This is a genomic window from Herbaspirillum lusitanum (assembly GCF_046025995.1).
Taxonomy (GTDB): Bacteria; Pseudomonadota; Gammaproteobacteria; order Burkholderiales; family Burkholderiaceae_D; genus Herbaspirillum; species Herbaspirillum lusitanum_A.
Window position 1 is genome coordinate 24,604 of sequence record NZ_JAQQFM010000009.1, and the last position, 23,088, is coordinate 47,691.

Sequence of the window (23,088 nt, forward strand, 5' to 3'; positions counted from 1 at the left end):
CAATTGGTCAATGGCGCCGGCAAAACGGTCGTGGCCGTCTGTTGCTTTGTTGCTCTGTTTGCCGTTGCGCCTGCCGCGTCGTCTCCTTGGAAGGGCGGCAATCCGGCTGCAAACGCCGATTTTACCGTTTGTTGCGGTCTTTTCGGGAAAAAGATGCCGTTTGCGCGGCGCTGCGGCAGCAGCGCAATCCTGTATGGGGCAGGATTTGTGCGGGTTTGCGGCTGCAGGCGAGGCCGCCGCCGGCGCCCGTACGGTTCAGCGTCCGCCGGACTCAGCGCACCGCGCCATTGGCAGCCACAATGCGCGGCGTCAGGAAGATCAGCAACTCGGTCTTGTCATCCACGCGTGCGGTGTTTTTGAACAGATAGCCGATCACCGGAATATCGCCCAGCAGCGGCACCTTGGCTTCGCGCTGCGATTCGGTGCGGGTGTAAATGCCGCCGATGACCACGGTGCCGCCGTCTTCGACCTGCACCTGCGTCTTCACATGCTTGGTGTTGATCGCCAGCCCGCCCGGCGTGGCGGTGCCGCGGCTGTCCTTGTTGACGTCGACGTTGAGCACCACGTGGCCGTCGGGCGTGATCTGCGGCGTCACTTCCAGTTTCAGATTGGCCTTCTTGAAGGCGGTGGACGTCGCGCCGCTGCTGGTGGCTTGCTGGTAGGGAATTTCCTCGCCTTGTTCGATCAGCGCCGCTTGCTGGTCGGCCGTGATCAGGCGCGGGCTGGAAACGATCTTGCCCTTGCCTTCCGCCTCCAGCGCGGAGAGTTCAATGTTGAGAAAGCGATTGGCGGCGGCATTGAACAGACTCAGCGCGAAACTGCCGGGTACCGCGCCGGCCAGCGCCGCCGCCGGCAAATTCACCGCCTGTTCCCTGAGATAGGTGGCGGGATCGATGTCGATCTGACCGCTTTGTTGGCCCACCGCGCCATACGAGTTGCCCAGCGCCACACCTGCATTTTTGGCGGCGATGCCGAGACGCGCACCGAGGTTGCGGCCGAAGCTGTCGTCGGCCTCGACGATACGTGCTTCGATCAGCACCTGGCGTGCGGCGATATCGGTCTTCTCCAGCAGCTTGCGGATATTCGCCAGCACCGCGCCGGTATCGGTCACGAACAATTGATTGGTGCGCGTATCGACCACGGCGCTGCCGCGCCGCGACAGGATGGTGTTCTTGCGCTCGGGGCTGACGCTGCCGTCTTCGCCGATACCGAACACCTTGCGGAAGGTATCCGCCTTCTGATAATTGAGCTGGAAGATCTCGGCGCGCAGCGGTTCCAGATCGGCAATCATGGCGCGCTGTTCCAGCTCCAGCTTTTCGCGCGTGAGCAATTCATCGCGCGGGGCAATCCACAGCACCGAGCCGTTGCGTCGCATGTCCAGCCCGCGTGACTGCAGCACGATGTCGAGCGCCTGATCCCAAGGGATATCCTTGAGCAGCAAGGTGATGTGGCCGCCGACGGCGTCGCTGGCGATGAGGTTGAGGCCGGTGAAATCGGCCAGCAATTGCAGCACGCTGCGCACCTCGATGTTCTGAAAATTCAGCGACAGGCGATTGCCGCGGTAGGCGCTGCCTTGTGCCACGCGATGGCCAGGCTGCAGCGGATTGATTTGCGGCGTGACCTCGATCAGCAATTCGTCCTTGCGCTGATACGCATGGTATTGCCACATGCCGCCGGCGTCGATGACCAGCCTGACATGGCGGCCATGCCGCATGGCGCTGATGCGCGACACCGGTGTGCCGAAATCAAGCACATCCAGTTGGCGTTGCAGTGCTGCCGGCAATTCGGTATCGAAGATATCGGCCACGATTTGCTGGCCTTGCTGGCGCACATTCAGGCGCTGCGCGGCGGACGGCAGCGCGACAATGATGCGGCCCTGACCTTCCTCGCCACGGCGGAAGTCGATGTTGGAAATGGCAGGTGGACTGAACGATGGCATCGTCGGCGCCATTGGCGGCATGGGCGCCGGCGGTGAGGATGTCGGCTCCTGCGCAGCAGCGGCAGCACCGTTGCGGGCGGCTTCATCCGCAACTGCAAGCGGCTCGGATTCCGGATATCCCAGCAGAATCCTCAGGGTGTTGTCGTGCCGGCTGAGTCTGTAGGCCGAGGCCTGCTTCAGATTCAGGATCAGCCGTGTACGTGTTGCATCGCCGGCCAGCGTCAGACTTTGCAGGGCGCCGCTCTGCATATCTTGCCGCGTCAGGCCGCTGCGATTTGCCAGCTTGTCGAAATCGAGCACGATGCGCGGCGGCTGCAAGGTCGCGAAATGCTGAGGGGCAGAGCTCAATGGCAGACGCGTCGATATCGCTACCTGAGTCTGCTGTCCGGTCCGGCTGATCTCCAGTTTTTCGATGGTATTTTCTTCGGCGCTATCGTGAACAGTCGTGCTCTCGCCGCCGTTCTCCTCGGCTTTGTGAACTGTATTCAAGGCGGCATCTGCATGCATGCTCAAGCCCAGCAGCAAGCCGAACAGGAGTTGGAATATCTTCGTTTTCAGCGTACGCCAAGCCGCACTGATTGGCCCGTCCTTGGCGTCTTCGGTGTCTGAAATGGGGAATGTGCTCGCAGCTCTCATGGTGTGCTTCCTTCCAATGCAATGATCCGGTTCTTTTCTCTCGGCCCGCGTTTGCCGGTGGGCGCCAGCTCCACTGAACGCTTGCTGACCCTGATCACACGCAGCGGCTGATTACCGACCGCATCACCGAGCCCGACCCGATAGAGCGCACTGCCGACTTGCAGCAAGGCGAAGTCGAGGTCGTCGCTCGACAGGCTGCCTATCATTCGGATTTCAAGAGGAGGTGGGGCGGGCTCGCGTTCGCGCCTGCCGGGAACAAAGGAGCCTTCCTCTTCACTGTCTGTATTTCTGTCAACAGCTCCGGCGCTCAGATGCGATGCCGGGCGGCGCTGCAGACGCGCCGGGTTGAAAGGATCAAGCCGATGTTCATCCGCATCATGTTCGTGCGCATTGATCAGCATGCGCATGGCCGAGTGCAGCGGCGCGAGTTGGGGCGACGGCGGAATCGAAGCTTGAACCGGCGGCGTGTGCTCAGTCGCTGAATTCATGTCCCGATACGCTTCGCGCTCTGCGGCGCTGCTTTGCTCCAGCAGCCAACTCTTCAGGAGCGCGACCTCGTCCTGCCGATGGCATGCGGCCAGTGGCAGCAGTGCGGCAAAAAGGCATAGGGCCGCCCGACATCGGGAGTCACGTCTTGTTTTCATCCTTGTTCTCCTTGAGCGGCGCCGGAGCGCGGGCGCTTGTTCCGAGTGTCTGTAGCGGGCAGCCTTGCAATCCGGGAAATCAGTTTGAGGCTCAGCGTCGCAGCGCCGGCCCGATCTGGATTGGCGACGCCATCGCCGTTCAGATGCAGTTCTTCGGGCAGCAGCAGTGGCGATTGGAGTGAGAGTTCTTCGAGAAATTTTTGCAGCGAGGCGTAGCTGCCGCGCAGGCTGATTTCTACCGCTTCGGTGTCTGCATCCTGGTTCGCCGCAGCAGGCCGGGACGCCGAGAACGTCGGTTTGAACAGCGCAAGTTGCAAGCCATGGCGCGCCGCCAGTTCGCTGATGCTGACTTGTAACTCAGGCGCGGCGGCATCCTGATGCAGTGCGTAGCTGAGCTCTTGCAGTTGCTGGCGCTGGAGATCCCTTTGACGATGCAATGCCAGCAATTGCACCGCGTTCTTCAGCTTGCGCTGGTAAAGCTGGCGGCCGTCATCCAGTTGCTGGCGCAGCGTTTCCAGCGCAGTCGTCTGATCGCTCACGTAGAACAGCCAGCCTGCGCTAAGGCTGAGGCCCATGCTCAGCAGCAGACAAATTGTGCGCGGCAGACGCGGCCAGTGCGCCGGATGTGTACGCAGCGTCTGCACGCCATTGAGCGGACGCGGCGACATGCGGATTTGCGGCGCCTTCAGATCTGACCGCATCATTGGCGGCCCATCTCAGGCTGTGCCGTGATCGGATTAGCCTCATCGTTCGTGCGGCCGGCGCTCAGCCTGAATTCGTAGGCCGAAGCGTTCAGTGCGCGCAACTCGAGCAGATGCACCTGCCTGAAGCCGGCCGCGCTCAATCTGGCGCCGAATATCTCCACAGACGGACTGTCTTCTGCCTGGCCGCCTAGCGTGAGTTCGCGACCGGTCATGTGGACTGAACGCAAGTAGAGGTGCTCAGGCGTGATGCGTGCCAGAGTCAGCAATAGTCCGGATGCGCTTGCGCGTTGTGCGTTCAGCGCACGCAGCGACTGGATGTGGATGTCCTGTTGCCTGATTTCGGCCCTCATGGCGGCGGCGTCTTTTACCCGGCCGTCGAGTTCACTGTTCTGCAGCGCCAGAATCTGCTGCAGCTCTTTGAGTTGAGCGAGCTCTCTGTCCTGCAGTGCGCCAATGGCGGCAATGATGACGATGCCCAAGGCCGCGGCGCAAGCCAGCTGGCGATAAAAATGCAGTTCGCGGCGACGCCTGCTGTGCAGGCGATGCGGTAGAAAATTCAGCGATGCGCTCATGAAATTTTTGCGCAGTGGCGTGCCAGTTCAAACGCCGTCCGATAGGCCGCAGGATGCTCAGCGTTGTTTTCTGTATCTTGATGATTGTGTGGATCAAGCTCACCGGCCGTCGCTATGCAGCAGCGTATGCCGCTGTATTTTTCCAGTCTTGCGGCAAGACTGTCTTCGGCAGGATCGATGCCGCTGAGGAGTATGCATTCGATCTCGCCACCCGCCAGATAAGGCGCCAGTTGCAGGAGCAGACCTTGAATGGTTTGCTCCGCTGTCTTTGCCCCGATCTCCAAAGTGATCTCGCCATTCGGGTGCCGCCGCGTCGACAGGCGCAACAGCGCGCGCTCTCTCTTGCTCTCGATATGCAGATGCGCGCTAGGGTGGGCATCATCCGCAGCCTGGTCGTCGGCAGTGACCAGCATGACCTTCATATTCAATGCTTCCGCCAATTCAACCCGGTCCTGCAGCAAGTCCAGCGGCGCGGCAGTCGCGATGATTTCCTGATCGTGGGGCGAGGATGCCGCCAGGGCGGAATTCCTGACGACGTGAAAATCGATGGCAGCCTGCGCTACCGGATAGGCGAGGTATTGCGCCATTTCGCTTTCGACCTGCACCTGCCGTTGTTGCTCATCGGCCTGCGCCGGCAAGATCAGCCTGCGCGTCAGCAGCTGTGAAGCGGGCAGCGCAAGCGCGACAGGCATCGGCGCCATGTTGCGATGAGCGCGCGGCGGGGATGATGCCGCCGCGTAAGGGGCAGGCAGCAGCCCGTGCGCCAGCTTGATCAGATGCTCCGGATCGAGAATCCTGCCTTCATGCATCAGCCCGCTCTCTATAGGCATGACCGCGCGGTGCACCAGGCGCCAGCGATTTTTTTCGGGCGAGAGTATGACCAGCCGCAGCGCCTGCGGATTGAGGTCGAGGCCGGCGTATAGCTTGGAAGCCCGCAAGCGGGCCGGGGCCGAATGCCAGCGTCGGAAAATGGACGTGTGACCGGATTGCTGAGTGGATCGAGGCGCGAAATTCAATTTGTTTCCCTGTCGGAGTTCCGCATGAACAGCGCGGAGCAAGCTCATTCCAAGAGATGAATAGGTTTTCTTGGCGGAAACAAATTGTTGTTTGTGCAATATCCGCTGGCAATAGATGAAACTGGAATAGCCTGAAAAATAGATCGCAGAATAGACGGCGATACGGACTTCGTTCGGGCCGCTCTCGTCGTTTGACTAAGCTTGAGTGCCATGCGGAATGAGATATTGAGTGAGATAAGCGCGCAGGCTTTGGCCGTTTTGCAACACTGGCGAAGTTGTCCTCACCCCGATTTTCGGAGAGAGAAATTGCCTGATGGCAGGCATCGGCAGGCAGCAGACCCCCATGCCACATGATTCCGGCGCAGTCCGGCAATGCCGGCGCAAACGTTCCGGGTAGGTGCCGCACGAGGTCGCAATGAGGCAGCAAGCTGCGTCTGCTCAGATCGGCATGGCGAGCCGCTATAATGCGTCCTTGTTTTATCAACCCGGTTCAATTCCGTTTTCTCGCGCATGGCTTCTCCTCAAAACGCTGCCGAAAACCCCAGCAAACCTCCTCGCAAGCGTCTGCATCCGGTACTGCGATTCTTTCTCGGCACCATAGGCGTGCTGGTCTCGCTGGTGCTGATGGCGGCGCTGGGTCTGACCTTCATCGTCGCACTCTCGTATCCCAAGCTGCCCGATCTCGATACGCTGACCGACTATCGGCCCAAGATTCCGCTGCGCATTTTCTCGGCCGACGGCGTGCTGATCGGCGAGTTCGGCGAGGAGCGCCGCAACCTGGTGCATATCCAGGACATCCCCGAAATCATGAAGAAGTCGGTGCTGGCGATTGAGGACGATCGCTTCTACGAGCACGGCGGCGTCGATTACCAGGGCATCGTGCGCGCGACCTTCTCGAATCTTTCGGGCGGCGGCGGCGGCGCCAGCACCATTACGCAACAGGTGGCGCGCAACTTTTTCCTCACCAGCAACGAGCCGACCTTCATCCAGAAGGCGTCGCGCAAATTCCTGTACGAAATTCCATTGGCCTGGAAGATCGAGCGCAATCTGACCAAGGACCAGATCCTTGAGGTCTACATGAACCAGATTTATCTGGGACAGCGCGCTTACGGTTTCGCCTCGGCCGCGCAGATCTATTTCGGCAAACCGCTCAAGGAATTGTCGATTGCAGAAGCCGCCATGCTGGCCGGCCTGCCGAAAGCGCCGTCGGCGTACAATCCGGTGGTCAATCCCAAGCGCGCGCATGCGCGCCAGCAATACATCCTGTTGCGCATGCGTCAGCTGGGCTACATCACCGATGCGCAATATCAGCAGGCCAAGGATGAAGAACTGAAGATCAAGGGCGACAGCGCCGCCTTCGGCGTACACGCCGAATACGTGGCCGAAATGGCGCGTCAGCTGGTCTATGCGCAGTACAAGGACGACACCTATACGCGCGGCCTGAATGTGTTCACCACCATCACCAAGACCGATCAGGATGCGGCCTACATCGCATTGCGGCGCGGCATCATCGACTACGAACGGCGTCACGGTTATCGCGGCCCGGAAGCCTATATGGACATTCCGGAAGGCTCCAAGGAGCTGGCAGAGAACGCAATTGAGGTCGAGCTGGCGGATCACCCCGACAGCGACGATCTGATCGCCGCCGTGGTGCTGGAAGCCACGCCCAAGGAAATCAGCGCGGTCCTGGCCACCGGCGAGGAAATCAAGATTTCCGGCGCCGGTCTGGGCTTCGGCGCCAACCTGCTGAGCGACAAGGCGCCGCCGCAAAAACGCATCAAGCGCGGCGCCATCATCCGTGTCTTCCAGGATGGCAAGAACTGGATCATCACCCAGATGCCGGAAGTGGAATCGGCCTTCGTCTCGGTCAATTCGCAGGACGGCGGCATCCGTGCGCTGGTCGGCGGCTTCGATTTCAACCGCAACAAGTTCAATCACGTGACCCAGGCCTGGCGTCAGCCGGGTTCCTCGTTCAAGCCCTTCATTTATTCTTCATCGCTGGAAAAAGGCTTGTCGCCGGCCACCATCATCAACGATGCGCCGCTGACTTTCACCCAGACCGGCGGCCAGGTCTGGCAGCCGAAGAACTACGGCGGCAAGTTCGAAGGTCCGATCTCGATGCGGCGCGCCTTGCAGAAGTCGATCAATCTGGTATCGATCCGGATTCTGGAGCGCGTGGGCGTGAAGTATGCGCAGGAATACATCACCCGCTTCGGCTTCGACGCCGACAAGAATCCGCCGTATCTGACTCTGGCGCTGGGCGCCGGCAACGTCACACCGCTGCAGATGGTGGGCGCCTATTCGGTGTTCGCCAACGGCGGTTACAAGATCAATCCTTACCTGATCACCAAGATCACCGACAACAGCGGCACCGTGCTGTCACAGGCCAAGCCGGCGCTGGCCAATGACGAGTCGAACCGCGTCATCGATGCGCGCAACGCTTTCGTGATGGACAGCATGCTGCGCGACGTGGTGCGTCACGGCACGGCGGTCAAGGCCTTGTCGCTCAAGCGCACCGATCTGGCAGGCAAGACCGGCACCACCAACGATTCGCTGGATGCCTGGTTCGCCGGCTATCAACCGAATCTGACTGCGATTGCCTGGATCGGTTACGACCAGCCCAAGAGTCTCGGCGACCGCGAAACCGGCGGCGGCCTGGCTTTGCCGGTGTGGATCAGTTACATGTCCAAGGTGCTCAAGGATGTGCCGAATGTCGACCGCACGGTGCCGGAAGGTCTGATCGAAGCGGGCGGAGAGTATTACTACGCCGAGTATCCGCCGAACGCCAGCGTGCGCGATCTGGGCATGGGCGATCGTCCTGCCATGTCGCCGGAAGAAGAAAAGGCCAAGACGCAGATGAAGAACGAGTTGTTCTGATGGCGTGAGCCCACTTCATGGGAGATTCGGTGCAGCGTGCATCCGGTGTCCGCAAAATAAAAAACGGCAGGTGCTCCCTGCCGTTTTTTTTATGGACGCTGAGCACTGAATTCCGCGACGGCTTGCCGACTCAAGAGTCGGGGACATGCGACATCTCGCTCGCCAGAATCTACTTTGCAGCCGGCGCGGCAGATGCAGTCGGATGCGGCGGCGTGGCCTTGGCGGCATGCGCCGCCTTGTATTGCCGATAGCCGCGCGCGCGCAATTCGCAGGCCGGGCAGGTGCCGCAACCGTAGCCCCAGTCGTGCAGTGCGCCGCGTTCGCCCATGTAGCAGGTATGCGTGTCGCTGCGTATCAGGTCGACCAGTTGCTCGCCGCCCAGTGCATTCGCCAGTTCCCAGGTTTCCGCCTTATCGATCCACATCAGCGGCGTTTCCAGTTTGAAATGGCTCGCCATGCCGAGATTGAGCGCCACCTGCAGCGCCTTCATGGTGTCGTCGCGGCAATCCGGATAGCCCGAAAAATCGGTTTCGCACATGCCGCCGACCAGCACATCCAGACCGCGCCGGTAGGCCACGGTCGCCGCCACCGTCATGAACATCAGATTGCGGCCCGGCACGAAGGTGTTGGGCAGACCGTTGTCCTGCATGGTGATGGCGACATCGCGCGTCAGCGCGGTGTCTGAAATTGCGCCGATCAGTGACAGATCGACCATGTGATCTTCACCGAGACGTTTTTTCCATTCCGGCGAAAATTCTTTCATCTTTTGCAGCAGCGAGGGCCGCACCGTCAGTTCGATGGCATGGCGCTGGCCGTAGTCGAAGCCGATGGTTTCCACGCGCGGATAGCGCGCCAGCGCCCAGGCCAGGCAGGTGGTGGAGTCCTGGCCGCCGCTGAACAGAACCAGGGCGCCGCGAGGTTTGACGGATGCAGCTGAAGTCATGTTTTTTGCTCTTCTTTTTGCGTTGCGAATGTATGTTGCAAATGTAGCGGAATGCTGAATCCGATGGCGGCTTTCTCTTTTTCTTTTACGCGTCGAAGTTCAGGACGCATCAATTCGGAAACAGGGACCGGTGATCGGATTCATCTGCGACGATGCCGGGCAGGGCTTGCGTGTCGCTGAAGCCCTGGCCTGCATTCTGAAGCCGTATTGTTAACTGCTTTTCTTGACTGAATCCAGCGTCTGTTCAATATAGTCGCCATCCGGATCGGTGAATTTCAGGCGCACCGGATACCACTCCATCGATGGCGCCAGCCAGATATCCAGCTTCTGTCCCTGATCGTCAGGTGGCGGTGCCCGGAACAGATGCACGGCATTGGTTTCACCGTTTGCGGTCTTGATTTTCTCGCGGCCGACCACCTTGAAACTCCATTGTTCAGCATCGCGCGGGCCGGCAACGAAGAAGGTCCATTCCGAACCCGGCACGAACTTGGCGGCATTGGCGCGCGCCACCGCCACCAGTTGCCAGGTGATGCCGGTGCGATCCTGTTCGCCGCCGTTCAGCGGGAAGGTATCGGTCGATTGCGTGAAGCTGATCTTGTTCTGCTCGCGATTGAAGGTGGTGGTGGAAGGTTCGCGGCGCAGGCGCTTTTCAACGAAGCGCGCCGGCGCCAGACCGTAGGCGTCAATCGTGCCTTCGCTGCTGGTTTCCAGAATCTTGCCGAGCAGCATGGCGCGCGTTTCGGCGTTGACGCTGTACGACTCCTTGCTGCCGCTCCATTTGACCAGCGCCTCGCCCTTCAGATCGAGGCCGCTTTGCTTGGCCTGGATCGAATAGCTGAGTTCAGCCGAAGGCGGCAGACTGAAGGCGCGTTTGACCGCCGGATGGGGGGCGCTGGCGTCGGCGGCAAAGGCCGGCGCGCCGGATGCCAGCAAGCTTGCCGCCAGCAGCAGTTTGCCGAGTATTGCGCTTGGGCTGCTTGCGCGGATGGCGTTGCCTGAGTGCAGGCGAGATGTGCGGCGTGGCGATGTTGCGATAGTTTGAATGCTCATGCGTTTCTCTTCAGCAAGATGATGCGTAAGACGGGCATCTGTTATTCGATGTCGTTCCGGGCGGCGCCGATGCGGGCCTGAGGCCGCTTGGCGAGGCCTGCAAATGGGACTGTGCACCTTGGCGACAGTTCGTGCCCAATTGTTTCCAGATTTGACGACGGCCTTGGCAAACGCTGCGATGCCAGGCTGGGCGCGGCGTTGCCGTCGAGTTGTCCGTGCGTTGCCGGGGTTGCCTGCGATTGCTTGTGCAGATTTTAAAGCGCTAGTTTACCGGCTTTTCGAGTTTCTTCAGCGCCATGTCCAGATAGTCGCCGCCGTTGGGATCGCTGTAGCGCAGCCGCACCGGGTACCACTCGTGCTCGGGCGCCAGCCAGATATCGATGCGCTGATCGTGCGAGCCGGGATTGGGCATGCGCACGACGTGCCAGGTTTGCAGATCGCCGATCGGCACGCTGATCTGCTCCGCACCCAGAACCTGAATACGCCAGATTTCGGCATCGCGTGCGCCGGCCACGAACAGGTCGATCACTGCGCCGATGACGTATTTGGCGCTGTCCTTGCGGCCGATGGCAGACAATTGCCAGATCAGGCTGGCGCGGTCTTGCTCGCCGCCGACGCGCGGGTAAGTCTGCGTCGACGCCGAGAAGCTGATGGTGTTGCGCTCGCGGTGGAAGTGCGTGTTGGTGGCAGACTTGCGCATGCGTTTTTCGGTGTACAGCTCAGGTGCGACGCCGAATTCGTTGATGTCGCCGGTGCTGGAAAAATTCAGGAAGGTGAAAAAAAAGTCTTCGGCCTTGCCGTCGATGCGATAGGTCTTGCCGTCGGTTTTCCAGGCAATGGTGCCGCTGCCGTGTACCGGCATCTGGTTGTAGGTGGCCTGCACGTCATATTCCAGCGTGACGGTGGGCGGCGGATTGGTTTCGTAGTGCGTGCCGGCGGGCGGTGGCGCGTCTTCGGCGCTGATGCTGGAGGGCGGCTTGGCCTCGCCTTGCCCGTCGCTGGCATTGCCGCTGCCGTCGCTGTTGCTGGTCGGCCCGTTGGTTTCCGGTGTCGCGCTCTGATCGGCGGCGCTATCCGGGATTGGTGCTATCGCCGGCGGCGGCGCGGCAGGCCTGGGTGCGCTTGCCGGAGCCGGACTTCGTTTGAGAGTGGGTCTGGGCGGCGCCTTTTGCGCCACCGGCAGCGACACAGGCTGGGCAGGCGGCAGCGGGCGCAGCGTGACGCTGATGGTGGCGGGATCCATTTTGGCGCTCTCGCGCCATCCCAGATAGCGGCCGCCCCAATCGATCATCAGCGCGTGCAGCGACAACACTCCCAGGATCAGAAGCAGGGTGCGCCCCCAGGGCATTTTCTTGTGGCGAGCAACTTCGAGCATGGCGTAAGTGTATCGGAAGGTATTGCGGTGCGGCATCGCGATGCTGCTGGAATCGGTACGCTTACCTGCCATGTCGCGGCTTTCAGACCGTGCAGGGCGCTTGCCGGGGCGCCGCTCTGGTTGCATACAGGCTGGAAGGAGCGCATTATCGGGTCGCATCTGATAAGCGAGCCTGCGCGCGGCGGATCGGCAGTTGCCGCCGCCGGCGGTGGCGCAGATGACTGGCGCCGGTGCACCTGCCGGCAATCGTTTTCCATACAAGTCCGGCGTCACAGCCGGCTCTTTCTTCCCTGTTTGGTTGGAGTCACGCATGTTGAATCAAGAGAATATGCCGGGCGCAGGTTCGGTTGCCGATACCCTGGCGTTCATGAAGCAGATGTGGAGCGGCATGGGCACACCTCCCATGACATCGCCTTCGCTGTCGGTCGACGACCTGAACAAGAAAATCTCAGACCTCAAGACCGTCGCCTCATGGCTGGAACTCAACATGAACATGTTGCGGGCGACGATACAGACGCTCGAGGTGCAAAGCGCCACCTTGACCACCTTGCAGGCGATGGGCGCGATTCTGAGTTCGCGCCAGGCGGATGCCCCGGCCAGCCCCAATGGTGCGCAGAACGGTGCCGGCGGCGATGGCGCAGCGCCGGTCATGCCGCCGTTTCCCTTCGGTTTTCCGATGTGGCCGGGTGTGACGCCATCCGCAACTGCGGACAGCGACGGCACAGATGAAGAAGCCGCGCGCGCAGAGGAAAATGCGGAGCCCGAGGTCGCGGAGGATGAGCCGGATCCGTCTCCTGCTTCGGCCTCTGCACACAGTGCCGCCGAGGCCGCCGCAGATACTGCAAAGCCGCAGCCGGCCGCTGGCATCATGCCCGACTTGCAGTCGGCCATGGCCAATCCCAATGCCTGGTGGAATATGCTGCAGCAGCAATTTACTCAGGCCGTCGGCAATGCCATGGCGGATGGCGCCGGCGCCGAAGCACCCTCCCTTAAGCCCAGGAAGCCTGGAAAGGATGAAGAGAAGGGCAAGGGCGCTGCAAAAAGCAAATCCAAGCTTGCCCCGGCCACGGCCGCTCCTGCCGCCAGGGGGCGCGTAGCCAAAGCGCCCGCGCCCAAGGCGGCTGTCGGCAAGGCTGCACCGAAGAAAATCACAAAAGCGCCGCAATCTTCGAAGGCGGGAGCCAAGGCGAGTGTTGTACAATCCGGGAAAAAAATGCCAGCGCCAGTCCGCAAGCCCAAATCCCCTCGTCCAGTCTGATCTCAAGGTTTTCTTGCAAAACGCAGGACTTTATTGTCCTGTCACATGCCTGAAACCTTGCGGTTCTAGTATGGGGGATGGAAAAAGCTTGGTAAAATCAACCACTTAACGCACATAGACAGGATCAGATGCTGTACCCAGAATTGTTTAAATCGCTTGAACAGGTTCGCTGGAATATGGATAAAGATATTCCATGGGATCAGTTCGACCCTTCCTTGCTGTCCGACGAGCAGGCACAGACGATCCGGATGAATGCGATCACGGAGTGGTCGGCTCTGCCTGCGACCGAAATGTTCCTGCGCGACAATCGCGGCGACAGCGACTTTTCTGCGTTCATGTCGGTCTGGTTCTTCGAAGAGCAAAAGCATTCGCTGGTGCTGATGGAGTATCTGCGCCGCTTCCGCCCGGAACTGGTGCCGACCGAAGAGGAGCTGCACAATGTGCGCTTCGAGTTCGACCCGGCGCCGCCGCTGGAAACGTTGATGATGCACTTCTGCGGCGAAATCCGTCTGAATCACTGGTACCGCTGTGCTGCCGACTGGCACACCGAGCCGGTCATCAAGCAGATCTACAAGATCATCAGCCAGGACGAAGCACGCCATGGCGGCGCTTACCTGCGCTACATGAAGAAGGCCATGAACGAAGTCGGCGACGTGGCGCGTGCCGCCTTCGCCAAGATCGGTGTTCTGATGGCTTCGGCACGCCGTACCGAGAAGCCGTTGCACCCGACCAATCTGCACGTCAATCAGGCGCTGTTCCCGAACGATACCGTGCAGAGCCGTCTGCCTGATCCCGATTGGCTGGAACAGTGGCTCGATACCCAGATCAAGTTCGACAGCGAATGGGAAAAGAAAGTGGTCAGCCGCATTCTGCATAATCTGTCGTTGCTGTTTGAGCGCACCTTCGATTCGGTTCAGGATTTGAATCGCTATCGCAAGGAGGTGGCGGCACGGATGGCACCTGCGCCGGTCGTAGCACCGACTCCGGCGCCGGCCGCTTAATTTCATTTCCACGTCATCGCATCCTGACGTGGCAGATGGATGAGATGGCGGATGTGACGAGGCGATGCTGAATGTGAAGCAAACGCTGTTGGCAAAAACCGGACAGCGCAGCAGGCAAGGCAGTAAAATATCGAAAGCCGCACGAAAGTGCGGCTTTTTTCATTCACGAGATTTAGCGGGACTGTGCGACATGGCCGATTTCGAAACCAAGATTTGTTCACGCGAGCAACTGAAGGCACGCGTCGCCGCCTTGCCGCAACCGGCGGTGCTGACCAATGGCGTATTTGATATTTTGCATCGCGGGCATGTGACCTATCTGGCGCAAGCGCGGGCGGAAGGTGCGTCGCTGGTGGTGGCGGTAAACACCGATGCCTCCGTCAAGCGTCTGGGCAAGGGCGACGACCGGCCGATCAACACTTGTGCCGACCGCATGGCGGTGCTGGCGGCGCTGGAATCGGTGTCGCTGGTGGTGGAGTTCGATGAAGATACTGCGCTGGAAGTAGTGCAGGAGTCGCAGCCGCAGATTTACGTCAAGGGCGGCGACTACGACATGGCCGCGATCCCCGAGGGCAAGGCGGTGGCGGCTTACGGCGGCAAGTCCGTGGCGATCGCTTTCGAGCATGACCGCTCGACCACCAAGCTGCTCAACAAGGTGCGGCAAGCCAGGTAAGCCGCACACAAGCGCGGCAGAGTTTCAGGAATTCCGGAGCGAAAAAAAAGCGGCGCATGCCGCTTTTTTTACGTCTGAAGAGATGCGTGCTGCTTGCCGGATAGGCGAGCGACGCGACACCCTCTTGCAGACATCAATGATGCGCGTGTTCGCCGGCCTTGCCATCCTTGGCTGCGGCAGCATCTTCTACATGCAGCGACACTTCCACCTTGCCCGATTTTTCGAAGGTCAGCGTCAGCGGAATCTTGTCGCCGGCCTTGAGCGGCTGGCTCAGCCCCATCAGCATGATGTGATAGCCGTTACCCGGCTGCATCTTGATTTCCTGACCGGGCTTGATTTCCAGATTGCCGTCGACTTCGCGCATCTTCATGACATTGCCTTCCATCGCCATGGTGTGCAGCTCGGTCGATTTCGCCACCGGCGACGACATCGAGATCAGTTTGTCGCCGCTCTTGCCTTGATTGGTGATGCTCAGATAAGCACCGCCGGCCGGCTGGCCGGGCACGGTCGAGCGAGCGTAAGGATGGCCGATCTGCAGGTCGCCGACCTTGTATTCGTGGGCCTGCGCCGACACGGCGAAAGTCAGTGCTGCGATTGCGCCAGCGACGCGGGCGCCTTGAAAGAATGAGCTGATAAAGGACATGAAAGTCTCCACTTGATTCGGATGAATATTTGCTTGAACACCGCTGTCATGCGGCGGGCGCCGGCTGTCTGGATCAGCTTCAGCAGGACCGGAAATAGTAAGCCGCGACATGAGCGCGGCAATCGATGCGATGTATCGGGGAATAGGTCAGACGAGCGCCGGCGGTGCGCGCGCCAGGCGGCTGACGGTATGCAGCGCTTGCACATGGTTGAAGACTATCCGTTGCGGCAGCAGATAGCTGGAGGCCGAAGCGGTCGGCGCAATATCAGAATCGGCGACGCCGTTGAATACTTGATGCCCGCAGCAGAGCAGGCAATTCATGTGCGTTGCGGTGGAAGAGGATCCCGGCTGACCGCTTTGCCCGTTGCCGTGGGTGCTGCAAATCGCCATTACCGTTTCGCCGCCGCGACTGTCGCTGGCTGCCATCGCGAACGGCATCCACAGGCTTTGCAGCAGCAGAGCCGCCAGACTCCAGCCGCAGAATGCGAGGCGCAAAGCAGCGCGTCGTTTCTTGGGCGGGTTGGGTTTGCCGAGTTGCGGAGGAAGTCGAAAGCGCATAAGTCGTCGATTATATAGAACTCGTTGCCGCGGCCAAGGCAATCGCAGGATGTCGCCGCATGCGGGTTTGAAATAGCTCGCACATGAGGCATGAGCGGCCTCAACTCATCTTGATCAAGACCGCCACATCCATGCTATTCATGTGCGAACGCAGCAAATCGCCCGGCCGCGCAAACGCTCGTCGGCGCCATGAATGCGAGCCAGGTAGAGGCGCGACTGGCTGCCTGGCGGCGGTCGCCGGGGCGCCTCAAATCATTGCAGCATTTTCGCAACGCGCGGCCGGTGTGCAAAGCGCGATTTAGCGCGTGGGGACGCGCCTTGCAAATTGATTGTTGGCAGGCCCTAGGCTAGACTTAGCGTCTTTTCCGAGTTTCAACCTCAATTCATCGAAACTTTCACGTAATTTTTTGAAGGAGATCTGCATGTCCAGCTTAGGAAAAATGTCGCTTCGCACTCTGGTCGGCGCGCTGTCGTTGGCAGCCGTCTGTACCATGCCGGCACTGGCAGCAGATAAGTATGTGGCCGTCACCGCGATCGTGGAACATCCTGCGCTGGATGCAGTGCGCGACGGCGTCAAGGACGAGCTGAAAGAAGCAGGCTTCGAAGCCGGCAAGAATCTGAAGTGGGAATATCAGAGCGCCCAGGGCAATACCGGTACCGCAGCGCAGATCGCACGCAAGTTCGTCGGCGACAAGCCCGACGCCATCGTCGCCATTGCCACGCCGTCGGCACAGGCGCTGGTGTCGGCGACCAAGTCGATTCCCGTGGTGTATTCCGGCGTGACCGATCCGGTCGCCGCGCAACTGGTGAAAGACTGGAAGCCGTCCGGCACCAACGTCACCGGCGTGTCCGATGTACTGGAACTGGAAAAGCAGATCGACCTGATCAAGAAGGTCGTACCCAACGCCAAGCGCGTCGGCATGGTCTACAACCCGGGCGAAGCCAATTCGGCGGTGGTGGTCAAAAGCATGAAGGAATTGCTGGGCAAGTCCGGCATGACGCTGGTGGAAGCCGCCGCACCGCGCAGCGTGGATGTGGGCAGCGCCGCCAAGAGCCTGATCGGCAAGGTCGACGTGATCTATACCAACACCGACAACAACGTGGTGTCGGCCTATGAAGCGCTGGTCAAGGTCGGCAACGACGCCAAGATCCCGCTGGTGGCTTCCGACACCGATAGCGTCAAGCGTGGCGCGATTGCGGCGCTGGGCGTGAACTACTACGACCTCGGCCGTCAGACCGGCAAGGTGGTGGTGCGCGTGCTGAAGGGCGAAAAGCCGGGCGATATCGCTTCAGAAACCAGCAGCAAGCTGGAACTGTTCGTCAATACCGCGGCTGCGCAGAAACAGGGCGTGACCTTGTCGCCTGAACTGGTCAAGTCGGCCAAGACGGTCATCAAGTAAGGATTGAAGGCGGATCAGGCCTGGGTGGACTCAGGTTTGATCCGTCTCGAGGCAGCGGCAGCAAGCGGTGGACGTCGCTGCTTTGCAGTACACTGCGCCTCCGGCTTGCCGGAGCGGGACAAACAAGCTTTACAGAAAGTTATCCAAAATCAACATCAGACCGATCTGAGATCATCAACCCAAAACAAAACGGCGTCCGGCCTGCAGCAATGCGGTTCGAGAAACCGATCATTTAGCGAAATACCAAGAGGAGAGGCAATGTTCACTTTCAATCAATCTTTGCGCGCCATCGTCGGCGCGCTGGCTCTGGCTGCCGTTTGCTCGGCGCCGGCCCTGGCCGCCGACAAGGTCGTGGCCATCACATCCTATGTTGAGCACCCTGCGCTGGACGCAGTGCGCGACGGCACCAAGGAAGGTCTGATCGCCGAAGGCTTCGTGCCGGGCAAGAACCTGAAATGGGATTTCCAGAGCGCGCAGGCCAACGCCGGCACGGCGGGCCAGATCGCCAAGAAATTCGTGGGCGACAATCCGGACGCCATCGTCGTGATCGGCACGCCGTCGGCACAACCTATGGTGGCCGCGACCAAGACCATTCCGGTGGTGTACTCGGCCATCGCCGATCCGATCGCTGCGCAACTGGTCAAGAGCTGGGCGCCGTCCGGCACCAACGTGACCGGCCTGTCGCACATGCTGGATCCGGTCAAGCAGGTCGAGATCATCAAAAAAGTGGTGCCGAACGCCAAGCGCGTCGGGATCGTTTACAATCCCGGCGAAGCAAATTCCGTGTCGGCGCTCAACAGCATCAAGGCTGTGCTGGAAAAGCAGGGCATGACGCTGGTGGAGGCCGCCGCGCCGCGCTCGGTTGACGTGGCGCCGGCCGCCAAGAGTCTGATCGGCAAGATCGACGTGATGTACACCACGACCGACAACAATGTGGTGTCGACTTTCGAATCGCTGGCCAAGGTCTGCAACGACGCCAAGATCCCGCTGATCGCTTCTGACACCGGCAGCGTCAAGCGTGGCGCGATTGCCGCGCTGGGCGTGAACTTCCACGATCTGGGCGTGCAGACCGGCAAGGTGGTGGCGCGTATCCTCAAGGGTGAAAAGCCCGGCGATATCGCTTCCTCGACCAGCAAGAACCTTGAGCTGTACATCAGCACCTCCGCCGCGCAAAAGCAGGGCGTGACGCTGTCGCCGGACTTCCTCAAGTCGGCCAACAAGGTGATCGACTAAGTCTGCTCCTGAAGCCGGCTCCGGTCTGAGCCTGCCCTGAGCCCCTGCCGGCTGTGCCGGGGCAGGTCCACAAAGACCCGCCGTCCGGCCAGCCGCAACAAGCCGCATCGTTCAGCGCTACCCGCGCGTTCTGATGCGGTCCGCAGAAGACATCCGGCATCGGCGAGCATGCGCCGATGCCGAATGTGTTTTTTAAGAAAGACCTTTTATGTCGCTGTATACGCTGTTGGGCGCACTGGAAATCGGCCTGATTTTCAGTCTCGTCGCGCTCGGAGTGCTGATTTCCTTCCGCATTCTTACCTTCCCCGATCTGACCGTTGACGGCAGCTTTCCGCTGGGCGGCGCGGTCGCCGCCACCATGATTGCCGCCGGCTACAACCCGTTTCTGGCGACCGGCGTGGCGATTCTGGCCGGCGCGCTGGCAGGTTTCACCACGGCGTGGCTCAATGTGCGCCTGAAGATCATGGATCTGCTGGCCAGTATCCTGATGATGATTGCCTTGTACTCGATCAATCTGCGCGTGATGGGCAAGCCCAACGTGCCGCTGATCAGCGAACCGACCATTTTCAGCATCCTGCAGCCGGATGCGATTCCCGATTATGTGGCGCGCCCGATCATCCTGCTGGTGGTGGTGGCGCTGGCCAAATTTTTGCTGGACTGGTTCTTCTCTTCCGAAATCGGCCTGGCCATGCGCGCCACCGGCGCCAATGCGCGCATGGCGCGGGCGCAGGGCATCGCCACCGGCCGCGCCACGCTGGCCGGCATGGCGCTGGCCAACGCGCTGGTGGCGCTGGGTGGCGCCTTGTTTGCGCAGACCCAGGGCGGCGCCGATATCTCCATGGGCATCGGCACCATCGTGATCGGTCTGGCGGCAGTGATCATCGGTGAAAACATCCTGCCCGCGCGTCGTCTGGTGTGGACCACGCTGGCGGTGATTCTGGGGGCGATCCTGTATCGCTTCTTCATCGCGCTGGCGCTCAACAGCGACTTCATCGGCCTGCAGGCGCAGGATCTGAATCTGGTGACCGCGCTGCTGGTGATGTTTGCGCTGGTGCTGCCGATGGGCAAGCGCAAGCTGAAGCTGTTGATGAAGGGAGCCTGAGATGTTGAAAGCCAATGATCTCAAGATCACCTTCAATCCCGGCACGCCGATTGAAAACCCGGCGCTGCGCGGCCTCAGTCTGGAAATCCCGACCGGCCAGTTCGTCGCCGTGATCGGCTCCAACGGCGCCGGCAAATCGACCTTCCTCAATGCCATCTCCGGCGACCTGCTGGTGGATAGCGGCAAGATCGAAATCGATGGCGTGGATGTCTCGCGCAAACAGGCCTGGGATCGCGCCGGACTGGTCGCGCGCGTGTTTCAGGACCCGATGGCCGGTACCTGCGAGGCGCTGACGATTGAAGAAAACATGGCGCTGGCGATGGCGCGCGGCAAGAGCCGCGGTTTCGGATTCGCCATCAAGCGCAACATGCGCGCGCTGTTTCGCGAGAAGCTGGCGATCCTGAATCTGGGGCTGGAAAAGCGCCTGACCGATCGCATCGGTCTGCTGTCCGGCGGCCAGCGCCAGGCGGTCAGCCTGCTGATGGCTTCGCTGCAACCTTCGCGCATTCTATTGCTGGATGAGCACACCGCCGCGCTGGATCCCAAGACCGCCGCCTTCGTGCTGGAGTTGACGGCCAAGATCGTCGCCGAAAGCAAGCTGACCACCATGATGGTGACCCACAGCATGCGCCAGGCGCTGGACTACGGCGACCGCACCGTGATGCTGCATCAGGGCAAAGTGGTGCTGGATGTGTCCGGCCCCGAACGTGCCGGCCTCGACGTGCCGGATCTGCTCAAGATGTTCGAGCAGACGCGCGGTGAGGTCTTGTCGGATGACGCCTTGCTGCTGGGGTAATGCGGGTTGGCCTTGACCATCCGCAGATGTGTCAGTGATCTGTAAAAAACGGCTCCGATCAGGAGCCGTTTTTCATTTGGGACGGACTACAAGTTTCAATTGCCGCCGGCGTAGCCATTCTGGCGCCAGGCCTCATACACCACCACGGCTACCGTATTCGACAGATTCAGACTGCGATTGTCGGGCCGCATCGGCAGCCGTATGCGCTGTGCAGCCGGGAAGGACTCGCGTCGCTCAGGCGCCAGTCCGCGCGTTTCTGAGCCGAACACGAAGACGTCGCCGGGGCGGAATTGCATGCTGGCGAAGGGGGTTGAGCCGTGGGTGGTCAGCGCAAACATGCGCGCTGCGTCGAATTGCGGATCGGCCAGGCGGCGTTGCAGGAAGCTTTCCCAGTCGGGGTGCACCTGCATGCTGGCGTAGTCGTGATAATCGAGGCCGGCGCGGCGCATCTTGGCGTCGTCGAGCGGAAAGCCGAGCGGTTCGACCAGATGCAGTTGCGCGCCGGTATTGGCGCACAGGCGGATGATGTTGCCCGTGTTGGGCGGGATTTCCGGTTCGACCAGTACGACGTGAAACAAGACAAGCTCCTGAAAAATCAAGTCGGCAGGGTACGCGCAAAAACCAGATTCGTCACGCGTTTGGCGCCGAAGCGCTTGAGCGTGGCCGCTACTTCGTTGAGCGTCTCGCCGGTGGTCATTACGTCGTCGACAATGCCGACGTGGCGCCCCTTGACGTGATCCATCGCAAGGTAAGGCACGATGAAGGCCTTGCGCATGTTGCGCTGGCGCATCGCCAGCGGCAGGCCGGATTGCGCCTGTGTTTCGCGCAGGCGTTCCACCAGCTGCGGCACCAGCGGAATGTCGAGCAGGCCGGCCAGCGGTCTTGCGATCTCCAGCGCCTGATTGAAGCCGCGTTCCTGCAGGCGCTGGCGGCCCAGCGGCACCGCCGTCAGCATGGTTGGCATGACCAGTTGCACCCCGGCGCCCGGCATCGGGCCGCGCAGAAAGGCATCGTGCAGCAGTTGCGCCAGCAAGGGCGGCAGCCGCAGATCGCCGCCGAACTTGAGCGCCAGCACCAATTGGTCGGCTGGCGCCACATAGTCGCAGGCCACCACGGTGGCGTCGAAGGCGGGTTTGTTCTTGCTGCAGTCGCCGCAGCGGATGTCCCTGGCGCTCATCGCAATCGGCACCGCGCATTGCACGCAGCGGCGGAAGTTGCGGGTAAAGAACTGGCGCTGGCAAGGTTCGCATAGCGCATGCGGATTACTGCGGCCGCACAGCGCGCAGGAGGAGGGAATCAACTGCGGCAGGCGCGCCAGCAGTTGCCGCACGAAACCCTGTTTGCTGCGGAACGGCTGCGGCGCATGCGGCACCAGTTCCGGTGCATTTTTGACATTGTCCTTGACCGGATCGCTGCGACGCCGGGTCGGCGCTGCGGCGGGCGGCGGCGTGCTGCTGATGCGGCGCTCGGGGGCGCCGGTGAAATCGGATCGGGGCGGAAGCTTGCGGTCCATCGGTGCACCTGCAAAAGGGAATTGGACTAAACTAGCGCCGATTATCTCACCAAGTTCCAGTAAAGCTTCCGATGTCTCTCAGCCCTCCCTCTGCCAGCGCCAAATTGAGCGCGCCCATCGATTTACCCTTGGTTCGCCGTTTCTTCGGGCGGCCGGAGCGGGTGGCGGAGTCCGATTTCCTGCGCCGTGAAATTTCGCGCCGCATGCAGGAGAAGCTGGAGCTGGTCAAAATTGCGCCGCAACATTTGCTCGATGCCGGTTGCGGCGAAGGGGCCGATCTGCTGGCGCTGCAAAAGCATTTTCCCGAGGCGCAGGTGATCGGGCTGGACGGCGCTTTCGCCATGCTGGCGGTAGCGCGCGCGCGGCAGAATGCGGCACGTTCGGCGGTCAATCGCCTGCTCAATTCCATCAACAAGTGGTTGCCGAATGGCGGCAATGCCGGCGCCGGCGGCGCCGAGCTGGCCTGCGCCGATTTCGCGCGCCTGCCGCTGGCCAACGACGCGCTCGACGTCATCTGGTCGAATCTGGCGGTGCACTGGCATCCGCAGCCGGATCGGGTGTTTGCCGAATGGCGCCGCGTGCTGCGGGTGCAGGGCCTGCTGATGTTTTCCTGCTTCGGGCCGGACAGTTTCCGCGAAGTGCGCAGCGCGTTCGACAGCATCGACATGGCGCCGCATACCTTGCCCTTCGTCGACATGCACGACTTCGGCGACATGCTGGTCAATGCCGGCTTTTCGACGCCGGTGATGGATATGGAAAACATCACCGTCACCTATCAGACGCCGCAGAAATTGCTGCAGGACGTGCGTGCCTGGGGCGGCAATCCGCTGGAGTCGCGACGTCGTGGTCTGATCGGTCGTGCGGCGCAGCAAAAGCTGTTGCAGGCCTTTGAAAACATGCGCGGCGCCGACGGAAAAATACCGCTGACCTTCGAAGTAGTCTATGGTCATGCATTCAGGCCGGTGCCACGGAAAACCGCCAGCGGCGAATCCATCATCCGCCTCGATTTTCCAAAGAAGCAATAAGCGGTATCGGCCGCGCCGTATGTCAGATTGAGCGCTGAACTGTAAAGTACGGCGGCTGTTGTATTGTGGAGGAAACAGACTTTTCGGAGAACGTTGCGAAAATTGTCAAACGCCAGGCTGCAAGCGCCTTTCA

General features: G+C 60.9%; 21 protein-coding genes. 9 read left to right on the forward strand and 12 right to left on the reverse strand.

Translation table 11 applies throughout. The features are described 5' to 3' along the window. Positions 1 to 271: 271 nt before the first annotated feature. The 5 genes from PQR62_RS19730 to pilM all read right to left on the reverse strand — a co-directional run bounded on the left by PQR62_RS19730 (position 272) and on the right by pilM (position 5,610). Positions 272 to 2,428, reverse strand: coding sequence for a type IV pilus secretin PilQ (locus PQR62_RS19730; RefSeq protein WP_408159731.1), 2,157 nt, complete (start codon positions 2,426 to 2,428; stop codon positions 272 to 274). Between the two features lie 143 nt (positions 2,429 to 2,571). Next, the gene (locus PQR62_RS19735; protein WP_408159732.1) at positions 2,572 to 3,219 is read right to left on the reverse strand and encodes a hypothetical protein; all 648 of its coding nucleotides are present in this window, start codon (positions 3,217 to 3,219) and stop codon (positions 2,572 to 2,574) included. Continuing rightward, positions 3,216 to 3,887: a GspMb/PilO family protein gene (locus PQR62_RS19740; RefSeq protein ID WP_408159733.1), complete on the reverse strand. Its 672-nt coding sequence runs from the start codon at positions 3,885 to 3,887 to the stop codon at positions 3,216 to 3,218. Before PQR62_RS19740 ends, PQR62_RS19735 begins: the two co-directional genes overlap by 4 nt. Before the next feature lie 32 nt (positions 3,888 to 3,919). Beyond that, positions 3,920 to 4,495: a PilN domain-containing protein gene (locus tag PQR62_RS19745; protein WP_408159734.1), complete on the reverse strand. Its 576-nt coding sequence runs from the start codon at positions 4,493 to 4,495 to the stop codon at positions 3,920 to 3,922. Continuing rightward, positions 4,492 to 5,610, reverse strand: coding sequence for a type IV pilus biogenesis protein PilM (gene pilM, locus PQR62_RS19750; protein ID WP_408159735.1), 1,119 nt, complete (start codon positions 5,608 to 5,610; stop codon positions 4,492 to 4,494). The genes PQR62_RS19745 and pilM overlap by 4 nt, the downstream gene beginning before the upstream one ends. A 411-nt stretch (positions 5,611 to 6,021) precedes the next feature. On the opposite strand from pilM, the gene PQR62_RS19755 reads away from it, so the two are divergent. Beyond that, on the forward strand, positions 6,022 to 8,388 hold the full coding sequence (locus tag PQR62_RS19755; protein WP_408159736.1) for a penicillin-binding protein 1A: 2,367 nt from the start codon (positions 6,022 to 6,024) through the stop codon (positions 8,386 to 8,388). Between the two features lie 169 nt (positions 8,389 to 8,557). Here PQR62_RS19755 and queC read toward each other — a convergent pair whose 3' ends face one another. The 3 genes from queC to PQR62_RS19770 form a co-directional block, all read right to left on the reverse strand. Next, entirely contained in the window at positions 8,558 to 9,331 is a 774-nt protein-coding gene (gene queC / locus PQR62_RS19760) for a 7-cyano-7-deazaguanine synthase QueC (RefSeq protein ID WP_408159737.1), read from the reverse strand. A gap of 210 nt (positions 9,332 to 9,541) precedes the next feature. Continuing rightward, positions 9,542 to 10,381: a DUF3108 domain-containing protein gene (locus tag PQR62_RS19765; protein ID WP_408159738.1), complete on the reverse strand. Its 840-nt coding sequence runs from the start codon at positions 10,379 to 10,381 to the stop codon at positions 9,542 to 9,544. Positions 10,382 to 10,643: 262 nt separating this feature from the next. Continuing rightward, a complete protein-coding gene (locus PQR62_RS19770) occupies positions 10,644 to 11,828 on the reverse strand; it encodes a DUF3108 domain-containing protein (RefSeq protein ID WP_408159739.1) in 1,185 nt (394 codons plus the stop codon). A gap of 238 nt (positions 11,829 to 12,066) precedes the next feature. Here PQR62_RS19770 and PQR62_RS19775 point away from each other — a divergent pair, with 238 nt between their 5' ends. From PQR62_RS19775 to rfaE2, 3 genes are all read left to right on the forward strand, one after another. Beyond that, positions 12,067 to 13,014 (forward strand): PhaM family polyhydroxyalkanoate granule multifunctional regulatory protein, encoded by a 948-nt coding sequence (locus tag PQR62_RS19775; RefSeq protein ID WP_408159740.1) that lies wholly within the window; start codon positions 12,067 to 12,069, stop codon positions 13,012 to 13,014. A 128-nt stretch (positions 13,015 to 13,142) separates the two neighbouring features. Further along, the gene (locus tag PQR62_RS19780) at positions 13,143 to 14,015 is read left to right on the forward strand and encodes a diiron oxygenase (protein WP_408159741.1); all 873 of its coding nucleotides are present in this window, start codon (positions 13,143 to 13,145) and stop codon (positions 14,013 to 14,015) included. A 190-nt stretch (positions 14,016 to 14,205) separates the two neighbouring features. Further along, positions 14,206 to 14,685 (forward strand): D-glycero-beta-D-manno-heptose 1-phosphate adenylyltransferase, encoded by a 480-nt coding sequence (gene rfaE2, locus PQR62_RS19785; RefSeq protein ID WP_408159742.1) that lies wholly within the window; start codon positions 14,206 to 14,208, stop codon positions 14,683 to 14,685. A 133-nt stretch (positions 14,686 to 14,818) separates the two neighbouring features. On the opposite strand, the gene PQR62_RS19790 is transcribed toward rfaE2, so the two are convergent. Then, positions 14,819 to 15,328: a copper chaperone PCu(A)C gene (locus PQR62_RS19790; RefSeq protein ID WP_408159743.1), complete on the reverse strand. Its 510-nt coding sequence runs from the start codon at positions 15,326 to 15,328 to the stop codon at positions 14,819 to 14,821. Positions 15,329 to 15,475: 147 nt separating this feature from the next. Further along, positions 15,476 to 15,886: a DUF2946 family protein gene (locus tag PQR62_RS19795; protein WP_408159744.1), complete on the reverse strand. Its 411-nt coding sequence runs from the start codon at positions 15,884 to 15,886 to the stop codon at positions 15,476 to 15,478. Positions 15,887 to 16,308: 422 nt separating this feature from the next. Here PQR62_RS19795 and PQR62_RS19800 point away from each other — a divergent pair, with 422 nt between their 5' ends. The 4 genes from PQR62_RS19800 to PQR62_RS19815 all read left to right on the forward strand — a co-directional run bounded on the left by PQR62_RS19800 (position 16,309) and on the right by PQR62_RS19815 (position 20,417). Continuing rightward, positions 16,309 to 17,286: an ABC transporter substrate-binding protein gene (locus tag PQR62_RS19800; protein WP_408159745.1), complete on the forward strand. Its 978-nt coding sequence runs from the start codon at positions 16,309 to 16,311 to the stop codon at positions 17,284 to 17,286. A 258-nt stretch (positions 17,287 to 17,544) separates the two neighbouring features. After that, positions 17,545 to 18,519, forward strand: coding sequence for an ABC transporter substrate-binding protein (locus tag PQR62_RS19805; protein WP_408159746.1), 975 nt, complete (start codon positions 17,545 to 17,547; stop codon positions 18,517 to 18,519). Positions 18,520 to 18,727: 208 nt separating this feature from the next. Beyond that, entirely contained in the window at positions 18,728 to 19,621 is an 894-nt protein-coding gene (locus PQR62_RS19810) for an ABC transporter permease (protein WP_408159747.1), read from the forward strand. 1 nt (position 19,622) lies between these two features. Then, the gene (locus PQR62_RS19815) at positions 19,623 to 20,417 is read left to right on the forward strand and encodes an ABC transporter ATP-binding protein (protein WP_408159748.1); all 795 of its coding nucleotides are present in this window, start codon (positions 19,623 to 19,625) and stop codon (positions 20,415 to 20,417) included. Positions 20,418 to 20,512: 95 nt separating this feature from the next. Here the strand turns inward: PQR62_RS19815 and trmL are convergent, their stop codons facing one another. Together trmL and PQR62_RS19825 are read right to left on the reverse strand one after the other, a co-directional pair. Then, positions 20,513 to 20,995, reverse strand: a complete 483-nt coding sequence (gene trmL / locus PQR62_RS19820) for a tRNA (uridine(34)/cytosine(34)/5-carboxymethylaminomethyluridine(34)-2'-O)-methyltransferase TrmL (RefSeq protein ID WP_408159749.1) — start codon at positions 20,993 to 20,995, stop codon at positions 20,513 to 20,515. Between the two features lie 17 nt (positions 20,996 to 21,012). Next, positions 21,013 to 21,930: a phosphoribosyltransferase family protein gene (locus tag PQR62_RS19825; protein ID WP_408159750.1), complete on the reverse strand. Its 918-nt coding sequence runs from the start codon at positions 21,928 to 21,930 to the stop codon at positions 21,013 to 21,015. A 71-nt stretch (positions 21,931 to 22,001) separates the two neighbouring features. On the opposite strand from PQR62_RS19825, the gene PQR62_RS19830 reads away from it, so the two are divergent. Next, on the forward strand, positions 22,002 to 22,955 hold the full coding sequence (locus PQR62_RS19830; RefSeq protein ID WP_408159751.1) for a methyltransferase domain-containing protein: 954 nt from the start codon (positions 22,002 to 22,004) through the stop codon (positions 22,953 to 22,955). Positions 22,956 to 23,088: the final 133 nt, after the last annotated feature.

Bases quoted from the DNA above. Each gene is read 5' to 3' on its own strand.
- PQR62_RS19735 (WP_408159732.1), bottom strand. From the start codon at position 3,219: ATGAAAACAAGACGTGACTCCCGATGTCGGGCGGCCCTATGCCTTTTT.
- PQR62_RS19740 (WP_408159733.1), bottom strand. From the start codon at position 3,887: ATGTCGCCGCGTCCGCTCAATGGCGTGCAGACGCTGCGTACACATCCG.
- PQR62_RS19745 (WP_408159734.1), bottom strand. From the start codon at position 4,495: ATGAGCGCATCGCTGAATTTTCTACCGCATCGCCTGCACAGCAGGCGT.
- PQR62_RS19755 (WP_408159736.1), top strand. From the start codon at position 6,022: ATGGCTTCTCCTCAAAACGCTGCCGAAAACCCCAGCAAACCTCCTCGC.
- queC (WP_408159737.1), bottom strand. From the start codon at position 9,331: ATGACTTCAGCTGCATCCGTCAAACCTCGCGGCGCCCTGGTTCTGTTC.
- PQR62_RS19765 (WP_408159738.1), bottom strand. From the start codon at position 10,381: ATGAGCATTCAAACTATCGCAACATCGCCACGCCGCACATCTCGCCTG.
- PQR62_RS19770 (WP_408159739.1), bottom strand. From the start codon at position 11,828: ATGGCAGGTAAGCGTACCGATTCCAGCAGCATCGCGATGCCGCACCGC.
- PQR62_RS19775 (WP_408159740.1), top strand. From the start codon at position 12,067: ATGTTGAATCAAGAGAATATGCCGGGCGCAGGTTCGGTTGCCGATACC.
- PQR62_RS19780 (WP_408159741.1), top strand. From the start codon at position 13,143: ATGCTGTACCCAGAATTGTTTAAATCGCTTGAACAGGTTCGCTGGAAT.
- rfaE2 (WP_408159742.1), top strand. From the start codon at position 14,206: ATGGCCGATTTCGAAACCAAGATTTGTTCACGCGAGCAACTGAAGGCA.
- PQR62_RS19790 (WP_408159743.1), bottom strand. From the start codon at position 15,328: ATGTCCTTTATCAGCTCATTCTTTCAAGGCGCCCGCGTCGCTGGCGCA.
- PQR62_RS19795 (WP_408159744.1), bottom strand. From the start codon at position 15,886: ATGCGCTTTCGACTTCCTCCGCAACTCGGCAAACCCAACCCGCCCAAG.
- PQR62_RS19800 (WP_408159745.1), top strand. From the start codon at position 16,309: ATGTCCAGCTTAGGAAAAATGTCGCTTCGCACTCTGGTCGGCGCGCTG.
- PQR62_RS19805 (WP_408159746.1), top strand. From the start codon at position 17,545: ATGTTCACTTTCAATCAATCTTTGCGCGCCATCGTCGGCGCGCTGGCT.
- PQR62_RS19810 (WP_408159747.1), top strand. From the start codon at position 18,728: ATGTCGCTGTATACGCTGTTGGGCGCACTGGAAATCGGCCTGATTTTC.
- PQR62_RS19815 (WP_408159748.1), top strand. From the start codon at position 19,623: ATGTTGAAAGCCAATGATCTCAAGATCACCTTCAATCCCGGCACGCCG.
- PQR62_RS19825 (WP_408159750.1), bottom strand. From the start codon at position 21,930: ATGGACCGCAAGCTTCCGCCCCGATCCGATTTCACCGGCGCCCCCGAG.
- PQR62_RS19830 (WP_408159751.1), top strand. From the start codon at position 22,002: ATGTCTCTCAGCCCTCCCTCTGCCAGCGCCAAATTGAGCGCGCCCATC.